Source organism: Methanococcoides alaskense (assembly GCF_027594145.1).
Classification (GTDB): Archaea; Halobacteriota; Methanosarcinia; order Methanosarcinales; family Methanosarcinaceae; genus Methanococcoides; species Methanococcoides alaskense.
Window position 1 is genome coordinate 484601 of sequence record NZ_JAQFFK010000003.1, and the last position, 16602, is coordinate 501202.

Sequence of the window (16602 nt, forward strand, 5' to 3'; positions counted from 1 at the left end):
GAGCTTCCTGGTTCTACTTTTTTTGACAGTACATTTTTATTATCGTGTGATATTGTACTCATGTTAAAATCATCTATTCACACAGGAGGAAGTAGGTACACCATAAAGGGAATGTCTATCATGTGTACCGAAAAGCATAAATGAAATATATCATAGTTACCGGCGGTGTCATGAGTGGTCTTGGAAAAGGGATCACAACGGCTTCAGTCGGCAGGAATCTGAAAAACAAAGGTTATAAGGTAACAGCAATAAAGATCGACCCCTACATCAATATTGATGCAGGTACAATGAGTCCTTACCAGCACGGTGAGGTCTATGTCCTTAAAGATGGGGGCGAGGTCGATCTTGATCTGGGTAATTATGAAAGGTTCCTTGATACTGAACTCACAAGGGACCACAACCTAACTACTGGAAAGATCTATCAGACGGTCATTGACAAGGAACGAAAAGGTGAATACCTGGGTAAGACCGTACAGATCATCCCTCATATAACGAACGAGATCAAGGGTCGTATTAGGAGGATCGCTGCTAAAAGTGGTGCTGATGTCTGTCTTATTGAAGTAGGTGGAACTGTCGGTGATATTGAAAGTATGCCTTTCCTTGAAGCAGTAAGGCAGATGTACAGGGAAGAATCACCTGAGAATATTGCATTCCTTCATGTGACCCTGGTACCCATTGACTCTCAAGGGGACCAAAAAACAAAGCCAACACAGCATTCTGTTAAAGAACTAAGGGAACTGGGTCTGACCCCGCATGTAATTGTTGCAAGAGGCAAAAAAGCACTTACGGAAAGTACCCGGTCCAAGATCGCTCTTTTCTGTGACGTGCCTGTAGAGGCTGTCATTAGTGCACATGATTCTGCAGATATTTATGAAGTGCCCCTCCAGCTTGAAAATGAGGGGATGAGCAATTTCCTCTTAAAGAAGCTACTCCTCGAATCCAAACTTGAGGTCGAGGACACCAGATGGAAAGAGATGGTCGTGAGGATGAACAATTGCAAGGGCAGAGTGAATGTGGCAATTGTCGGTAAATATACACACCTCGAGGATTCATATATCAGTATTGTGGAATCCCTCAAACACGGAGCGATTGAAACCGGTTGTAATTTCGATATAACCTGGTTCGATGCTGAAGCGTTCGATGACGATCCCAGTGAGGTCGAAAAATTGACTGGTTTTGACGGAATTCTCGTTCCCGGAGGATTTGGCGAACGTGGGACCGAAGGAAAGATGCTTGCTATCCAGTATGCCCGTGAGAACAACATCCCGTATCTTGGACTTTGTCTGGGTATGCAGCTTGCTGTCATAGAGTTTGCAAGGAATGTCGCTGGACTCGAAGGTGCAAATAGCAGTGAGTTCAATGAGAACACCCCTTATCCGGTGATCGATCTGTTGCCTGAACAGGAGGATGTGGTGGACATGGGAGCTACCATGCGTCTTGGTGATTATGAGGCCACTCTTAAGGAGGGTTCCCTTGCTGAATCCATATACGGCGAATCGGTCATTACCGAGCGCCATAGGCATAGGTATGAAGTAAACCCTAACTATGTGGATAGGATCGAAGAAGCTGGCATGATCTTTTCCGGAAAGAACAAGAACAGGATGGAAATTGCAGAAGTTCCTTCAAATGATTTCTACTTCGCATCCCAATTCCACCCGGAGTTCAAATCCCGACCTGGCAGACCTTCCCCACCCTTCAAGGCCTTTATGGATGCAATGCTTAAAAAGAGCAAAGAAATGAAAGATCAGTAAGCGATCTTTCTTCCTTTCATATTATATTATTTGTAACACTTTTTGACCAGTGTTACAATTCTATTTATTTATGTATCTCTGTCTTCTCGAAATGCTCTTTATCTTTTAGGGCCAAGGCTCAGCTCATCTTCAAAGGCTCGACCTTCATATATTCTCTTAGTATGGTCGTGGCGTAACTGCCCTTTGGGAGACTGAAATCAAGTGTCACCTTGTATTTCCCTTCGTTGAGTTCATCCTCTCCGATGGTGTATTTCGGATCTGCTGATAACAATATCTCTCGCCTCAATCCCTTTGAGCTCAGCTCTTCCATGGAAGGCACCTTGAAACCTTCTATGGGCACGTTCAACTCCTCAATGGCCTCTCTCTCTATCTCTCCGGGAACTCCAGCTGCAAGTTCTGAGCTATGTCCTATAAGAGGTGCTGTGACAAAGGCCCTGTTCCTTCTGACAAGATTGTTCATGCCATCGATATTGTCTTCTGTGACCCTTTCATTTCTAGATTTGTCAGGCAGTCCTGCCTTGTTCTTAAAACAGACTATATCTCCCACGACAGCACGGTTCAAAGGTAATCCTTTCTTTATCCTGGTACATATTATGGTGTTATATATGTACGACTGGTAAGCATGGACGAACATCTTCCTGATGTTTGCTGGCAGTGTCTCAAAAGAACCTGCATAGTCTTCAGGGCTGGAGACAAGGTGATGCATCATTGCACGTTCATACCTTAATTGCAGAGGGTATTCTTTCAGCCCTTCGACGTAGTTCCTTGTTTCGAACACGCGGTCGCGTACTTGTTGTGTATCTTCAGGTTCATCGGGATATGATGCTGCAATATATGCCAGTGCCGCTTTTTCAATATCATTTCTTACAATTGATTCGCCGACCACATGCGTGATGGGTCTTAATGCACCGAAGCGCTGTATCCCGAAAAAGTTAGGTACGCCGCCCTGTTCTTTAATGGATGCAGTGGTCTGGGAAAGCCTGCTCTCAAGCTCATTCTCATCGATGTCGATATCTCTTACCGTGATGATGAACTCATTTCCGGTCAGATCTCCAAGTTCCAGACTCTTATTTGATCGGCCCAGTATCTTCAACTCTGTGTCTTTAAGATGGACATTTTGTAGTTCTTCCTCGTCCATGTCATAGATACTGATCTTCTGAGTTGTCACAGCTCTCTTGTCCTTGGTACCTGCAAAACCAACACGTTTCTGGCTGATCCTTAATATTCGTGTCAGGTCCCTGATAAGGTGATGGGTTTCCCAGTTGCGTTTTGTAAGTTCTACTATCAGATATTTACCTTCGGCACCTTCTTCCCTGTTCGTGATCTCTATGACCCCGAAGTCCTCGGTCTGTTGGCGCAGTTTACCTCCAATACCTGGAGTTTTAGTTGTGTATAGGTCAATTCCTATCTTTTTTTCTACATTTGGAACGTTATTCATGTGTCTCTCCTTTATTTGGGGACTATGTCGATGATAATTACTTCTTCAGTATCGGTGAACTTCCAGCCATCTGCGGAAGGCGTGGCATCTGCAGAAAGACCGCCTGCATAAAGTCCTGATGTTGTGTCCATTATAAGCCAGGAACCATATTCATCGGTGGCATAATATACGGGTATACAACCATACTTATCTTTCACAGCATCGGTTATCTTCGAGGCCTCTTCACCTTTTCCTATATATGCAGTAGCAAAGACATGGGTGTCGGTGATATATAACCGGCTCGTACCTCCAATGGCCTCAATAAGGGATGAAAGGAGGATCGCTGAATCATCGCAGTCACCGGCCTTAACTTTAAGGGTTTCATTTGGAGTTGCCCAGTAATCATTTCCCCTTGGATCGCTCATGTATTTGACATCGTTCTTTACATGATCGAACAAAGCACAGAGCTGGTAAACATTATATTCTCCCGGATACATGGCAATTGCAGATGCAGCGACTGCCCGAACATCCTCGTTGCGTGGATCGATCTTGTCATTGGTAGCCGTAAAGAATGGTTCTGTATTGTAAAAGTATTCTATATCGGTAGTTGGTGGAATGGGCTCGATATCTATCTCTATCTCTTCGAAGAACTCAGTTCCGTAATCGTACCATGTACCTGAGCTTCCTTTTGCAAGAATTCCCAGTCCGATCTTCATCTCAACAGTATCTGTATTTGTTGGGACATCTATGCAAATGAACCCTATGTGCTCTTCATCTCCCGGTTCGATGGTATAACCTGTGGAATAGCTCCTGAAACTTCCGCCATAGGGCTCTATACCGTATTCGTATATGAAAAGGGTCGTTTCTCCTGAATTCTCAACCGTGATGTCAACCACCCCTGTACTTCCCTTGTAAAGTCCAGTGTGCTGATAAGATGTAGATATTGCGTAACCCGGTGAAAATGTTGAGCTGGCATGTGGTTTATTCTCTATTGGTGTACTACGTTCTCCATTCACTGTCGGGATGGTCAGTTCACCGTTCTCCAGAATATTCTTGCCATTTCCTGTAAATAAACTGTTGATAGACAGGTCCTTTACATCTGTGATATCCACGGTGGAAGTGAATGTCAGGAACAATGCAACAATTACAACTACCATTACAGTAGCCAATGCTGTCAGCAATGACCTACCATCTACCATTCTATAGCCTCTTTCTTAAACCAGTTTAAGGTTACCTGTGACCTTATCTATGTAGTCCGCTCTGGCAGGACCGATGCCCAATACGGTAACTGTTCCGGGAGCTATCTCGGTAAGTCCGGCATCTGTTATCAGTGCGGTAGATAATCCTTCCCGTCTTGCCTTTTCTTTAAGTTCGAAAAGGTCCTGAAGTTTCTCCACACGCAAGACCACTTTCTTTTGTCCGCCTTCTTTCCAGTTCTCAAGGTCTGATCGGCTTGCCCACTCTGCAGCAGATACAGCAGCATGAGCTACCTGTACTGCAAGCTTTCCCTTTGAAAGTTTCAGGTCATCCCTGATAATGATACACTGCTTATATTCTACCATCTAAAAGTTCTCCGGTTAACAACGAATATGGTATCTCCATTATTATAGCTCGCTGCTAATATCGCTGACTATATATTCTGCAGCATTAATTCCCCATGCTTTATAAATGCCTGCCACAGAAGGTGTGGCATTTATCTCCAGTATCAGGCTTTTATCACTGTCATCGTTCCCATTCAAGTCCTCTATCAGATCGACCCCTGCAAAGTGTGTACCTATTGATCTTGAAGCCTTTATGCAAAGTTCTATCTGTTGCGAGGACAGTTCGCAGCGGGACTCGCTGCCACCCTGGCTCAGATTATTGATCCAAGCACCTTCCGGCGCAGTCCTGTATATCGATGCTATCACTTTTCCATTGACCACGAAGGCACGTATGTCCCTTCCCGGATTGACAATATATTCCTGTATGTGTAACATTCCTCTCTGCTCAAGGATCGAATCGATCGTCCCTTCCAAGTCGGAGTCATTTATGGTTCCATCATTGTTGATGATAGCTCCGTCCTTTATTCGAACAATGTCTTTACCCTTATATCCGAAAATAGGCTTGATCACCGCATCTTCCAGCGTGTCAATGACCTTCAATGCATCTCCTGTGTCCTGAAATACCATTGTTTTGGGTATGGGTAGTCCTGCCTTTGCCATGAGGCTGGATGCATAATACTTGTTGGCAGCGCTCTGTATCGATCCCGGTGAATTCACTATCAGCACACCTTCCTGTTCCAGCTGCCTTAGTACATCGAAACGGAACGAAACCCCATCAAAAGCCCCTGCTCCAACATCTCTTACTATTATCGCATCCAATTGTTGAAGGTCAATATCTGTGATCTGTGAACTTAGACTTTCTCCAACGGTGACGTTCCTTCTCCGAAGGTCGATCATGTGAGGTCTTATATTGTTAGACTCACAACCTTTTTGAAATGCCTGAGCCGTTGGATCGCTCTGGTCCGTGATGATGATTCCAATATGTTTCATTGGAATAAATCTCTTTTATGAGTACATCAATATATCGCAAAGTGATCGATCTTTATGTAAAGTTCTCAAGTATCCATTCTCAAAAAGTTTAAATCTGTAATACTTTCGCCATGTTTGGTAAGGATAATACTATATTTGGATAAAAGGACCATTAGTACAAATTGGTCCCAGTGTTTCTATCCAAAATAATAAGTTAAGAATAGACAATTTGACGAAATATCATGAATATGGCAGCAATAACAAGTAACAAATATGTATTTCACATTATGGGACAATAAGGAGTGATTTTAAATGCTTGGTGATATTTTTGGAATTTTCAAAGATGTCTATTCATATTACAAATATTGGAATGATATGAAAGGTAAAGAGATTATAATAATCACTCATTCGCTTAAACAACCACGCAAAGATCATGATGCTGAACTGATTAACCAATATTTTGAAATCGAAGGCACTATTGATGATGTCATGCTTTTGCCTGCTGGATTTAAGTTAAAAAATGTTAAAGAAAGGTATAGAGAAAGTAAGTATATCCTGTACTACCCACTAAGTGGGACAGGAGGGCGTGTTCGCCCTAGTGGTGAGGCGAAGTTTGTAGTGCGAGAAACAAAAGAAAAAATCATTTCATTCTCAGCAATTGAACAATTGGAATTTAAAGATGTTTATGATGAATCCTTTGAACCAGCTCGTTTACCATCAAATAAAAATTAATGAGGTCAACGCATAGTAAGTCGGGGATATGGCTAACACCAAAAATCCGAGTTTTTGAGGAAGTGCGTCAAAGGTTCGATTCCCGTTCTGGTGAATTCAATACTTGACCTTTGCCATTAGATAACCAGCTGAATGGGTGAATACCCATAATAAATGACTATAATATTGTTCACTGTGGCAAATATTCCGATCAATACTATTGTGTGCCTTGTGAAATTCCATAAGATCGGTCTTTCAAGCGTTCTGATGTAGAGGATACCTAACAGGCATATGTATAAGAGCTTTAATAGAAAGGTCAGGCCAAAGGATGGAAGGAATGGATTCGATTCGAACCCATGTCCTCCATTTATTCCTATGTATGTGGTCAGGAGATCCCCGACTATGTAGAACAAAAGGACGTATCGGATGTCATGTAAGAAAGATAATAACTTACTCATAACATTGCCTCCGGGAAAGAGCCTGTTGGCTACGGGGGGTATTGCCATTATCGAGAGTAGAATCTCTACTAAAACGTGTTTCAATTCTTCTCTTAATTGTTTAATGCCGTAATCAACCACACCACTTTCCGATATTTAGTCGGATATATCAACTATGTTACAAATTCTATTTATGTCTTATTACATTCAAAAAAACTGAAAATATAAATATACTCATATAATTACGCCAATTATGCATATTATAGTTAAAACCGAGAAATAAAAATTCTCCAGTAAGTTTATAGCTTTCACTGCCATTTAATTATTGGGGTTATATAACATGGATATTCTATGGTTGGATCAGAATGACGTAAGATCGATTCTCGAGCTTTCTGCGGTAATGGAAGCTGTTGAAAAGGCATTTGAACAACATGGTAGAAAGAAAGTTCAAATGCCTCCTAAATCCTATCTGTATTTTGATAAACACAACGGTGACCTTCGAACAATGCCTGCCTATCTTGAGGAGCAGGATGTTACGGGTGTGAAGATAGTCAATGTTCACCCGGATAATCGTTCTAAAGGTCTGCCTTCGGTGATGGCTCTGGTAGTCCTGAACTCAACAGAGACCGGTCAGCCTCTTGCGGTGATGGATGGGACCTATCTTACTGATCTGCGTACTGGTGCTGCCGGAGGGGTTGCTGCAAAATATCTTGCGCGTAAGGATTCACATGTTGTAGGTATCGTTGGTACTGGAAATCAGGCAAAGACCCAGTTGATGGCACTTTCTCTTGTCTTTGATATTCATCAAGTAAAAGCCTATGATAGAAGCACGGACCGGGCTGAAGGGTTCAGGGGGGATATGATGCAAAAGATAGGTGCTGAAATAATTGTGGCATCTTCTGTGGAGGAGGTCTGTGATTGTGATATCCTTGTTACTGTGACCCCTGTCAGAGAACCGGTCGTTATGTCCAAATGGGTCAAACCTGGCACTCATATCAATGCCATAGGTGCGGATGCTGCTGGTAAAGAAGAACTTGATCCGATGCTTCTGACCCGTGCAAAGGTGGTCGTGGATGATATTGTTCAGGCATCACATTCAGGGGAAGTGAATGTTCCTTTGTCAGATGGGGTCATAACCTCCGATGACATCTGGGCTGAAATTGGGGAAGTGATCGCCGGGGTCAAAGCTGGCAGGGAGAATGAGTCGGAAATTACTGTTTTTGATTCCACTGGGCTTGCAATTCAGGATATTGCAACTGCAACTATCGTTTATAATGCTGCAAAGGAAAGGGGATTGGGTAGATCTCTTTCAATGTTCTAAAATATGTTATATCTGCCAGTTAATTCTACACTATTATATATTGCTGATTATCTATTCTATACGATAAGCCGATTTAAATATTCCTGGTGAATATATATTCTGATGCTTTTCGCATCCTTTTTTTTGAAATAAAAACATTGCAGCCACGCATGTCATTATAATTATAATTATATTGTTTGATATAGATATATTTATATATTATTCATCTTTATCCCTGCAATTAAGTAGCGATTAAATAGTTTGTTGGTGGTGTATATGAAATCAGTTATAATACCTGTGTTACTCTTATTGTTTATCACTTTACTTTTGAGTGGCTTCACTACAATCACAAATGTTCCTCCTGAACTTCCGCAGAATCCGGGTAGCGGCAGTCATGAAAGTAATTTCACCGAGTCGTATAATAAAACCACATTAAAGGTCGATGAAGTTCTTCCTATTATGGTGTCAAATGGAGACTATGTTCCTCAAGAACCTGCAAGTCCATTGAGTCCGGTTACTGCATCGATCCTACCTGTGGCTGATCTTGCTTCCAATGTGACAGTTGGTTCTGTTCCTCTTAGCGTTAAGTTTACTGACCGTTCCTCAAATGCTACCAGTATTTCCTGGGACGTTAATGGAGATGGTATCGAAGATTCCAGCTCCTCTGAGTTCGTGTATGTTTACAATTCAGCAGGTACCTATAATGTCTCGATAAATGCAACCAATACAAACGGCAGTGATACAAAGACAATTGTTGGCCATATCTCAGTAAGTATCTCTGAAGTTGGTCCTTCAATATCGATTGAGAAGTTTACTAACGGACAGGATGCAGATACTGGTACGGGTCCAATTATACCGGTCGGTTCTGAGGTTAACTGGACATATGTGGTTACGAATACTGGTACTATCGCATTGACCTCTGTTAATGTGACTGATGACATTGAAGGGCATATTGGATCGATCGGTACCCTTGGCGTTGGTGAGAATCATACCCTTTTCAAGTCCGGTGTCTCTACAGAAGGGCAGTATTCGAACATAGGTTATGTCAGTGCAGAATCTGGTACTGATGGGCTAAATGCCTACGGTGAAGAAACTATCCAGGATGGTGACCCAAGCCATTATTATGGTAGTTCTTTACAATCGCTTGTGGTGATCGCTGATTTCACTACAAATGTGTCTTCCGGGGTACCCCCATTCAGTGTCATGTTCACTGATCTTTCCCAAAATGCTACCAGCATTTCCTGGGATGTGAATGGGGATGAGGTTGAGGATTCCAATGCATCGGAGTTTGTTTATGTGTACAATACTTCAGGCACTTACGATGTGTCATTGACAGCTACCAATTTCAATGTTAATGATGTCAAGGTTGACACGGTTATATCATATTTTTCAGAAGAGGTCCCTGAATTCCCAACGATAGCACTTCCTGTGCTTATTGTGTTGGGATCGATGTTCCTTTTTCAAAGAAAAAAATAAAGGTGGTACGATATGGAACTTGTAAAAGTAAAATGTAAGAATTGTGGTGGTGAGATGGTCGTTTATGATACTCGCATGAAGGAGCAGTATTGTACGATCCACTGTCTTGAATCCGCAATGGTGGACCAGTCAGGGATCATCCCAGTCAGGATGGCATGCTGATCCTTTTCCCTTCTTTTTTCAAATTTAGTTTCAATATATTTTTACAAAATCTATTTTCTCTTTTTTAATGGTCTGATGATCACGTTTTCATGGATCGATCTGCTGCTATTTTTTATTCTCGGCAACTTTAAATAATACTGGGATATTACTAAGGTAATATCTGCATAATATATTATTTCGGAGTTTTGTCATGAGGTCAATATTATTACTGAGCAGTGGTCTTGATTCAGTAGCCGCTCTTGCAATTGCATTACAGGACCATGAAGTTGTAATGGCACTGACATTCGATTATGGTCAACGCTCCGTTGAAAAGGAGATCGAAAATTCCCGAGCTGTCTGTGAGCACTATGATATCGAGCATAGGATCATTCCACTGAAATGGCTTGGTTCCATAACGAACACCTCTCTTGTGAACAAGGAGCTTGATGTTCCGGAACTGTCTATTGAAGACATTGTGGATGATGCTTCTAACATCACTGTGGATTCTGCAAAGAACGTCTGGGTGCCCAACAGGAATGGGGTCTTCATTAATATTGCAGCAAGCTTTGCTGAAAACTATGGATGTGAATATGTCATCGCAGGCTTCAATGGTGAAGAGGCAAAAACATTTCCAGATAATTCCAAAGAGTTCGTGAACGCAGTGGATGAATGTTTTTCCTATTCAACTGCTAACGGTGTAAAAGTACTCGCACCACTTATTGATATGGATAAGGTCTCAATAGTGCGCAAAGCAATGGAATTGGGTGCACCACTTGAATGGAGCTGGAGCTGCTACCATGGGGCTGAAGTGCCTTGTGGGGTTTGTGAAAGTTGCATGAGGAGGAAGCGTGCATTCCTGGTCTCTGAGTTCGAAGATCCTCTTACTAAAAAACGAGCTGACTTAAAATGATAAGGTGTTTGTAATGGAATGTATCGTTCTAGATGAAAAAGTACATTATGATGGCAGCCAGATATCTTCGCTCTGGGCGTATAACCTGAAAGGTGTTCAGTATGATTCCATCGTTGCCTTCAGAGGCGGATGCGATGTCAAGATAGAACATATGATAGACCTTGAAGACAAAAGGATGGGCGATTCCATCTATTCTACGGATATGCTGCATTTCTTAATAGAGCACTTCGATTCCACTGACCTTAAATTGGTATATGCGAGACAGCGGCTCTTTACTTCAATTGTTGCAGAATCTTTGTTTGCTAATGGTATCGTTACCACCCGTCAGGGGGATGACCTTTTTGTAAATGGCAAAAAACTGACGATATCGATTGCCAGCACTTCGGCAGTATCCCAGAAGATCCATTTTGGGATAAATGTCTACCATGATTTCTATGGTAACCTCACTGATGTCGGTATCGATGAGGCCAGGGCAGTAAGCTTACTTGCTGACATTGGTGATCGATATGTTGCTGAGATCCATGATATTGAAAAAGACCTGCGAAAATCAAGGCCCTTGGATGTGATCTGATGGAAGCTCCCATAAGTGAGATATTCTGTTCAGTTCAGGGCGAAGGTCCTCATGTTGGTGTGAGGCAGGCATTCGTGCGTTTCATTGGATGCAATCTGAATTGTTCCTATTGTGATACCGAACCGGTAGACCCCAGTGTCTGCATGTTTGAAAGAACACCGGGTTCGAACAGCTTTGAGAACATCCCGAATCCTCTTGTGATCTCTCAGGTCAGTGAACTCCTTGGCAATTATGGCAATATCCATTCAGTTTCCCTGACTGGGGGTGAACCTCTTCTCCATGCGGATTTCATTTCCAAGATGGATATCCCTCATCCATTGTATCTGGAATCGAATATGACATTGCCTAATATGGCGGAAAAGATCAAAGATAAGGTCTCTTACGTTTCAGGAGACATTAAACTCATAGATGAGTTCGAAGGTGAGGACCTTGTGACACATCTTGAACAGACCATCGAATGTTTTAGAACACTCAGACAGACAAAGGACAGGGAATGTTTCTGTAAACTGGTGGTCACAAAGGATACTGTTCCGGATGATGTATACAGGATGGTGGATGCTATATCCGACTATGTTTCCTGTGTTGTGCTTCAACCGGTAACACAAAAACATTTTTCATCAGGCATTGAATTTTTGCTTCAATTGCAAAAAGACCTGCTTGATTCAGTGGATACATTAATAATTCCTCAGACACACAAAATGTGGGGTTGTTTATAATGACAAAAATGAGACTTGGAATAATAGAATACATTGACAGTGCACACTATTTGCCGGAACACGAGACCTGTGGTATAGTCCACGGTCACACCTATAAAATAGAGATAGTTCTGGAAGGCGAGAAACAAGAGAATGGAATGGTCATGGATTTTTACATTATTAAGAAGATCGTAAAGGAGATCCTCAAAACATACGACCATAAGCTCTTGAATGACGTTCTTCCTTTCCCAAGTGCCGAAAATATCTGTGAACACATGCATGGTCAGCTTTTTGAGCAGCTTGGGCTTCCAGTATCTGTAAAGGTATGGGAAGGTCATGGAAAATGGTGCGAATTGAATGGGTTTGACTGATACATTCCAAAACCTATATCTATATCTTTAAGAATCTTAATTTAAGTTCAGATGCTTTATTACTGCCGGAGGACATATTTTGCCTGATACAAATAAAATCACTGAAGAATGTCATGATGTAAATGATATGGATCGAGAGACTATGCGTAAGATCTCAGAACATCCTTGTTATGATAAGAACGCGCAGCATAAATTTGGCCGAATACATTTGGCTGTTGCTCCAAAATGCAATATACAGTGCAACTATTGTGACCGTAAGTTCGATTGTGTGAACGAAAGCCGCCCTGGTGTGACAAGTGAAATATTAACTCCACAGGAAGCCCTTGAAAAGACTCGGCAGGTTCTCAAAGACCATCCTTTCATTAAGGTGGTAGCTGTGGCAGGTCCAGGTGATCCTTTAGCTAACGATGAGACCTTTGAGACCCTCGAACTTATCAGGAACGAGTTCCCGGATGTAACTCTTTGTCTTAGTACTAATGGTCTTGCTCTGCCGGAGAAAATGGACGAGCTACTCAGGGTAGGGGTCAGTACACTTACTGTGACCCTTAATGCCATCGATCCTAAGATCCAGGCACAGATAGTTGACCATATATCTTACAAAGGCAAATACTACACAGGCGTTGAAGCTGCAGAGATCCTCATTGCCAACCAGCTTGAAGGAATAGAGAAAGCTGTTAAGGCAGGGATGGTCATAAAGGTGAACACCGTCCTGATCCCGGAGATCAATAAAGACCATATTATAGAGGTTGCAAAGAAGATACGCGAAATGGGTGTTTTCATCATGAACATCATGCCTCTCATATGTCAGGCAAAGTTCGCGGACATGGAACCTCCATCCAATGAAGTACGTAAAGAGATGCAGGACTCCTGTGAACCTTACGTACAGCAGATGAGGCACTGTCGCCAATGCAGGTCTGATGCTTACGGTCTTATCGGTAAGGACCTTTCACAGATGAGCGAAGAGCGCAGGAACGTCATTAAGATGGAGTCGATCGAAAAGAAAGATCACAGTGAATGATCTTTCATTCTTTTTTAAGGACATTTAAGGGTGGATCCGATTGGATATTGAACAATTAGCCGTGAAACTTTGTAATTTTGAAGGTGTGACCCGTAAAAAGCCCATTGCTGATATCGTGAATATGTTCGAGGATGTCCGCAGTGAATACGGCGAGACGATCGTTGACTTTGGCGATGATGCTGCGGTCTTAGATACTGGTGGTGATGAGGTGATCCTGTTCGCTGCTGATGCTATCTGGGGCAAGATCGCAATGGAAAGCCAATGGTGGACAGGGTACACTTCCGTAGTTGTCAATGTAAATGATATCTCCGCAATGGGTGGAAGGCCAGTTGCAATGGTCAATGTCATGTCCTCTTGTGACACGGAGGCCTGCAAAGAGATGATGCGGGGCATAAAGGACGGCGTGAAGAAGTTCGGCGTTCCCATGGTGGGTGGTCACATTCACCCTGACACCCCTTACAATTCCCTTGGGGTCGCGATAATCGGAGTCGCCAAAAAGGACTGTATCATCAGAAGTGATATGGCAAAACCCGGAGATTCGATAATAGTTGCTTATGATATGGATGGTCGGGTTGGGAAAAATTCTCCTTACAGCTGGGATACCACATCTTTCAAGGATGCTCAAACAGTTCGTGACCGTTTCCTTGTAATGCAGACCATTGCTGAAAGGAAATTGGCGATCGCAGGAAAGGATATCAGCAATCCCGGTACTATCGGAACTCTGGGTATGTTATGTGAGACCAGCAAGGTAGGTGCATCCGTGGACCTCAATATGATCCCGATCCCTGACGAGCTTGAGCTTGAACAATGGCTTAAGATATACCCTGCTACTGGTTATGTCATTAGCACAAAACCGGAGAACTGTGATGAATGTATACGTATCTTTGAAGAGGTCGGTATAACCGCAGCGGTTGTTGGAAGCATCAATGATTCGGGTCTCGTGGATATATACTCGGGTGAGCAAAAAGCAGTTGTCTTTGACCTGAACTCTGATACTATAACCGGAATTGAATTGAGTGCAAAAGATGTTGAATGACTCTGTGGCACTGCCATCAGGTCATTCCTTTTATTAGATCAGTCTGAGTTGATATATTCTTTCATCTCTTTGAAGTAATACTGTTCTGCTTCCTTTACGACCTCGAGTTTTCCTCTAAGGACTATAACGTTCCTTTCGTCACATTCCACGATGTTGACAGTAAGTTTCCTTTCGACCGGTTCCAGTTCGAACTCTTCGATCATATCATACATTATGTAAGATGGAGTTCCCGGAGGCATTATGATGTCATAAAGGTCTTCAAGCTTTTCGCCAAGTTCTTCTTCTATCTCTATCTTCTCTTTCCTTCTTTCGAGATCTTCAATTGTTAGTTTTTTTGGCATTATGGTCACCTTGGATCTAATGAATTGATGGCATGTTCTGCATAAATAGTAATCGCTGTGATGCCTATCTGAAAGGCTGGGGGTAGTTACATAGGTTAATATTCTTTGCCGAAAAACTTACTATTCAAGGTAGGTAATCTTGTAACTGGAGGGTATGGATGCGTTTGGTCGATATATCTGATTCTAATGGAATGATGCGTGTGGAATTTTTTGGTTGTAATATGAAATGTCCTTATTGTGTTCACATTCATCAGCCTTTCAAAGAAATGTCTGTGGAGGAAGTGGTCGATCTTGCCAAAAAGTCCTATTCTAAGACCGTTCACCTTGGTGGGGCTGAGCCGACATTGCAAAAAGAGCTTATTCCTCTCATAAAAGCACTTAATGATGCTGGAAAAGAGGTTCTGTTAAAATCAAATGGGATGAAACCTGAGGTTCTGGAAGGAGCATTGCCTTACGTACATGGTTTTGTCCTGGAATTGAAAGCACCTCTTGATGACTTGAAGGCTATTATGGAGCTGACAGGCATGTCTGAAGAGAGAACTAAGAAATATGTGACCTTGTTAAGAGCCTCCCTCGAGATCGCTCGCAAAAAGTGGTTGCGTATATGGGTGCGCGTAATTCCAGGTTATGTGAACCTTGTTACTTTACCTTCTTTGTTCCCATATATGGAGGGTGCTTCTGAAGTACTGTTCTATCAGTTCCTGAGCAATCCCGATTTCGATCTTCCATTTCAAGACTATGACAGTGCTGTCCCTGGATGGGTGGATATGGAAAAGATCGGAAAGAAGGCTCTTTTGGTCGTACCCCACGTTATTCTGATGGGTGTAAATGGGAAAGTGGTCCTTGATAAATAAGGCTGGTTCTGGCCACAGGTTTCCGAAGAGATGTGTAAAATTGATCAAAATGGGTGATAATGTTTATCGACATTTATAAGATCGATTTAGGAATGAGTAAGGTTTTGAACGACGGAAAAAAAATTGTTGTGGTGGTTGGTGTTAGTACGGTATGAACCGATCATATAACCTTACTCATTGTAATAATATGTAATCTCTTATTTATTTACGTTGTGCTCCGGGGTGTTATATGTAGTTATTAATATCAAATTTGTTCAATGTAAATGAGTGTGGTATATATTTATGGCTATGAAATGCTACAATTTGTGCATAGGGATGACACTTAAAGTTAAATGGATATGTTTTAATATTAAGATGCATTTATTTATTTTAAATAAACAGTTAGTTAATATCTTTTAATTATAATTTGGGAGGTCAAAAGGTGGAATCAGATGCATTAAAACATATAGAATGCATCTACAGCTTATTGACCAGTGATGTTTTGGATCACCTGAAAGTCGGTGTGGTCGTATTAGATGGTGATCTGAAGGTAAAATGGGCAAATCACTTCTTGATCCATGATCTATGTGGGCAGAATGATCCTGTTGTTGGGATGGATCTATGCCAGATACTTTCCTCGGTCTCAGGATCCGGGGTAAGTTCCGGTTATTCGAATGTTACCGGTCAGCTTTGCAAAGGTGAAAAGATATTTCTACACATACCTCCAAAAAAAGGTGCAGTCCACAGGTGGTTGGAACACCGACTATATCCTATTAAGTCTGATATTTATAATGAAGGCTGGGTGGGTTATTTCTATGATATAACCGGGCAGATGAAATACAATGATCCTGTAGCGTTCTTTGAAAAGCACGAACCTATTCCTTCTGATAAGGTCTTTTGTGAGCGGTCAGAGTGTTATCCTCTGAGTCCTTCAGCTTCGATCAAAAAATATACTGATCTTCTCCTTGATGGTGAGGTCAATGAAGAACGAATACGTGCGATCGAAGCGATACAAGCAAATTCTGAAAAACTGAACGGACTTGTTCTGTCTGCTACTATGTATGTGAACAAGACCTAATTCAAG

At 42.1% G+C, this 16602-nt stretch carries 19 protein-coding genes; 13 read left to right on the forward strand and 6 right to left on the reverse strand.

The window, feature by feature from the left end; genetic code table 11:
* The first annotated feature begins 140 nt into the window (after window positions 1-140).
* Window positions 141-1751: a glutamine hydrolyzing CTP synthase gene (gene pyrG, locus PBV53_RS06200; protein ID WP_270096291.1), complete on the forward strand. Its 1611-nt coding sequence runs from the start codon at window positions 141-143 to the stop codon at window positions 1749-1751.
* A 118-nt stretch (window positions 1752-1869) separates the two neighbouring features.
* Here pyrG and truD read toward each other — a convergent pair whose 3' ends face one another.
* The 4 genes from truD to mptN are packed head-to-tail and all read right to left on the reverse strand — an operon-like array spanning window position 1870 to window position 5699.
* Complete coding sequence (truD, locus tag PBV53_RS06205) at window positions 1870-3189, reverse strand: tRNA pseudouridine(13) synthase TruD (RefSeq protein ID WP_270096292.1); 1320 nt, start codon at window positions 3187-3189, stop codon at window positions 1870-1872.
* An 11-nt stretch (window positions 3190-3200) separates the two neighbouring features.
* Window positions 3201-4367, reverse strand: coding sequence for a transglutaminase domain-containing protein (locus tag PBV53_RS06210; RefSeq protein ID WP_270096293.1), 1167 nt, complete (start codon window positions 4365-4367; stop codon window positions 3201-3203).
* A 15-nt stretch (window positions 4368-4382) separates the two neighbouring features.
* Window positions 4383-4730, reverse strand: coding sequence for a peptidyl-tRNA hydrolase Pth2 (gene pth2, locus PBV53_RS06215; protein WP_011499344.1), 348 nt, complete (start codon window positions 4728-4730; stop codon window positions 4383-4385).
* Between the two features lie 42 nt (window positions 4731-4772).
* Window positions 4773-5699 carry a tetrahydromethanopterin:alpha-L-glutamate ligase gene (gene mptN, locus PBV53_RS06220; RefSeq protein ID WP_270096294.1) on the reverse strand — a complete coding sequence of 309 codons (927 nt, stop codon included), beginning with the start codon at window positions 5697-5699 and terminating at the stop codon, window positions 4773-4775.
* A gap of 291 nt (window positions 5700-5990) precedes the next feature.
* Between mptN and PBV53_RS06225 the strand changes: the two genes are divergently transcribed.
* A complete protein-coding gene (locus tag PBV53_RS06225; protein ID WP_270096295.1) occupies window positions 5991-6410 on the forward strand; it encodes a hypothetical protein in 420 nt (139 codons plus the stop codon).
* A gap of 116 nt (window positions 6411-6526) precedes the next feature.
* On the opposite strand, the gene PBV53_RS06230 is transcribed toward PBV53_RS06225, so the two are convergent.
* Entirely contained in the window at window positions 6527-6847 is a 321-nt protein-coding gene (locus PBV53_RS06230) for a DUF5658 family protein (protein WP_270096296.1), read from the reverse strand.
* Window positions 6848-7166: 319 nt separating this feature from the next.
* Here PBV53_RS06230 and ala point away from each other — a divergent pair, with 319 nt between their 5' ends.
* From ala to PBV53_RS06275, 9 genes are all read left to right on the forward strand, one after another.
* Window positions 7167-8147: an alanine dehydrogenase gene (gene ala, locus PBV53_RS06235; RefSeq protein WP_270096297.1), complete on the forward strand. Its 981-nt coding sequence runs from the start codon at window positions 7167-7169 to the stop codon at window positions 8145-8147.
* 255 nt (window positions 8148-8402) lie between these two features.
* Window positions 8403-9602, forward strand: a complete 1200-nt coding sequence (locus tag PBV53_RS06240) for a PKD domain-containing protein (protein WP_270096298.1) — start codon at window positions 8403-8405, stop codon at window positions 9600-9602.
* A 12-nt stretch (window positions 9603-9614) separates the two neighbouring features.
* Window positions 9615-9764: a hypothetical protein gene (locus tag PBV53_RS06245; RefSeq protein ID WP_270096299.1), complete on the forward strand. Its 150-nt coding sequence runs from the start codon at window positions 9615-9617 to the stop codon at window positions 9762-9764.
* 190 nt (window positions 9765-9954) lie between these two features.
* The gene (gene queC, locus PBV53_RS06250; protein ID WP_270096300.1) at window positions 9955-10653 is read left to right on the forward strand and encodes a 7-cyano-7-deazaguanine synthase QueC; all 699 of its coding nucleotides are present in this window, start codon (window positions 9955-9957) and stop codon (window positions 10651-10653) included.
* Between the two features lie 13 nt (window positions 10654-10666).
* Window positions 10667-11224, forward strand: coding sequence for a DUF366 family protein (locus PBV53_RS06255; protein WP_270096301.1), 558 nt, complete (start codon window positions 10667-10669; stop codon window positions 11222-11224).
* Complete coding sequence (locus PBV53_RS06260) at window positions 11224-11940, forward strand: 7-carboxy-7-deazaguanine synthase QueE (protein ID WP_270096302.1); 717 nt, start codon at window positions 11224-11226, stop codon at window positions 11938-11940. The genes PBV53_RS06255 and PBV53_RS06260 overlap by 1 nt, the downstream gene beginning before the upstream one ends.
* Window positions 11940-12290 carry a 6-carboxytetrahydropterin synthase QueD gene (gene queD / locus PBV53_RS06265; RefSeq protein WP_270096303.1) on the forward strand — a complete coding sequence of 117 codons (351 nt, stop codon included), beginning with the start codon at window positions 11940-11942 and terminating at the stop codon, window positions 12288-12290. The genes PBV53_RS06260 and queD overlap by 1 nt, the downstream gene beginning before the upstream one ends.
* Before the next feature lie 127 nt (window positions 12291-12417).
* Window positions 12418-13308: a nitrogenase cofactor biosynthesis protein NifB gene (gene nifB, locus PBV53_RS06270; protein ID WP_270096669.1), complete on the forward strand. Its 891-nt coding sequence runs from the start codon at window positions 12418-12420 to the stop codon at window positions 13306-13308.
* A gap of 40 nt (window positions 13309-13348) precedes the next feature.
* On the forward strand, window positions 13349-14344 hold the full coding sequence (locus PBV53_RS06275; protein WP_270096304.1) for a methanogenesis marker 2 protein: 996 nt from the start codon (window positions 13349-13351) through the stop codon (window positions 14342-14344).
* Between the two features lie 38 nt (window positions 14345-14382).
* Here PBV53_RS06275 and PBV53_RS06280 read toward each other — a convergent pair whose 3' ends face one another.
* Window positions 14383-14685 (reverse strand): hypothetical protein, encoded by a 303-nt coding sequence (locus PBV53_RS06280; RefSeq protein ID WP_270096305.1) that lies wholly within the window; start codon window positions 14683-14685, stop codon window positions 14383-14385.
* A 158-nt stretch (window positions 14686-14843) separates the two neighbouring features.
* Between PBV53_RS06280 and PBV53_RS06285 the strand changes: the two genes are divergently transcribed.
* Both PBV53_RS06285 and PBV53_RS06290 read left to right on the forward strand, forming a co-directional pair.
* Window positions 14844-15539, forward strand: a complete 696-nt coding sequence (locus PBV53_RS06285) for a radical SAM protein (RefSeq protein WP_270096306.1) — start codon at window positions 14844-14846, stop codon at window positions 15537-15539.
* 421 nt (window positions 15540-15960) lie between these two features.
* A complete protein-coding gene (locus PBV53_RS06290) occupies window positions 15961-16596 on the forward strand; it encodes a nitrogen regulation protein NR(II) (RefSeq protein WP_270096307.1) in 636 nt (211 codons plus the stop codon).
* Window positions 16597-16602: the final 6 nt, after the last annotated feature.

Excerpts from the sequence above, each read along its gene's own strand:
- PBV53_RS06240 (WP_270096298.1), top strand. The coding sequence starts at position 8,403 with ATGAAATCAGTTATAATACCTGTGTTACTCTTATTGTTTATCACTTTA.
- PBV53_RS06255 (WP_270096301.1), top strand. The coding sequence starts at position 10,667 with ATGGAATGTATCGTTCTAGATGAAAAAGTACATTATGATGGCAGCCAG.
- mptN (WP_270096294.1), bottom strand. The coding sequence starts at position 5,699 with ATGAAACATATTGGAATCATCATCACGGACCAGAGCGATCCAACGGCT.
- PBV53_RS06280 (WP_270096305.1), bottom strand. The coding sequence starts at position 14,685 with ATGCCAAAAAAACTAACAATTGAAGATCTCGAAAGAAGGAAAGAGAAG.
- pyrG (WP_270096291.1), top strand. The coding sequence starts at position 141 with ATGAAATATATCATAGTTACCGGCGGTGTCATGAGTGGTCTTGGAAAA.
- truD (WP_270096292.1), bottom strand. The coding sequence starts at position 3,189 with ATGAATAACGTTCCAAATGTAGAAAAAAAGATAGGAATTGACCTATAC.
- PBV53_RS06260 (WP_270096302.1), top strand. The coding sequence starts at position 11,224 with ATGGAAGCTCCCATAAGTGAGATATTCTGTTCAGTTCAGGGCGAAGGT.
- ala (WP_270096297.1), top strand. The coding sequence starts at position 7,167 with ATGGATATTCTATGGTTGGATCAGAATGACGTAAGATCGATTCTCGAG.
- pth2 (WP_011499344.1), bottom strand. The coding sequence starts at position 4,730 with ATGGTAGAATATAAGCAGTGTATCATTATCAGGGATGACCTGAAACTT.
- PBV53_RS06230 (WP_270096296.1), bottom strand. The coding sequence starts at position 6,847 with ATGAGTAAGTTATTATCTTTCTTACATGACATCCGATACGTCCTTTTG.
- PBV53_RS06210 (WP_270096293.1), bottom strand. The coding sequence starts at position 4,367 with ATGGTAGATGGTAGGTCATTGCTGACAGCATTGGCTACTGTAATGGTA.
- queD (WP_270096303.1), top strand. The coding sequence starts at position 11,940 with ATGACAAAAATGAGACTTGGAATAATAGAATACATTGACAGTGCACAC.
- queC (WP_270096300.1), top strand. The coding sequence starts at position 9,955 with ATGAGGTCAATATTATTACTGAGCAGTGGTCTTGATTCAGTAGCCGCT.
- PBV53_RS06285 (WP_270096306.1), top strand. The coding sequence starts at position 14,844 with ATGCGTTTGGTCGATATATCTGATTCTAATGGAATGATGCGTGTGGAA.
- PBV53_RS06225 (WP_270096295.1), top strand. The coding sequence starts at position 5,991 with ATGCTTGGTGATATTTTTGGAATTTTCAAAGATGTCTATTCATATTAC.
- nifB (WP_270096669.1), top strand. The coding sequence starts at position 12,418 with ATGGATCGAGAGACTATGCGTAAGATCTCAGAACATCCTTGTTATGAT.
- PBV53_RS06245 (WP_270096299.1), top strand. The coding sequence starts at position 9,615 with ATGGAACTTGTAAAAGTAAAATGTAAGAATTGTGGTGGTGAGATGGTC.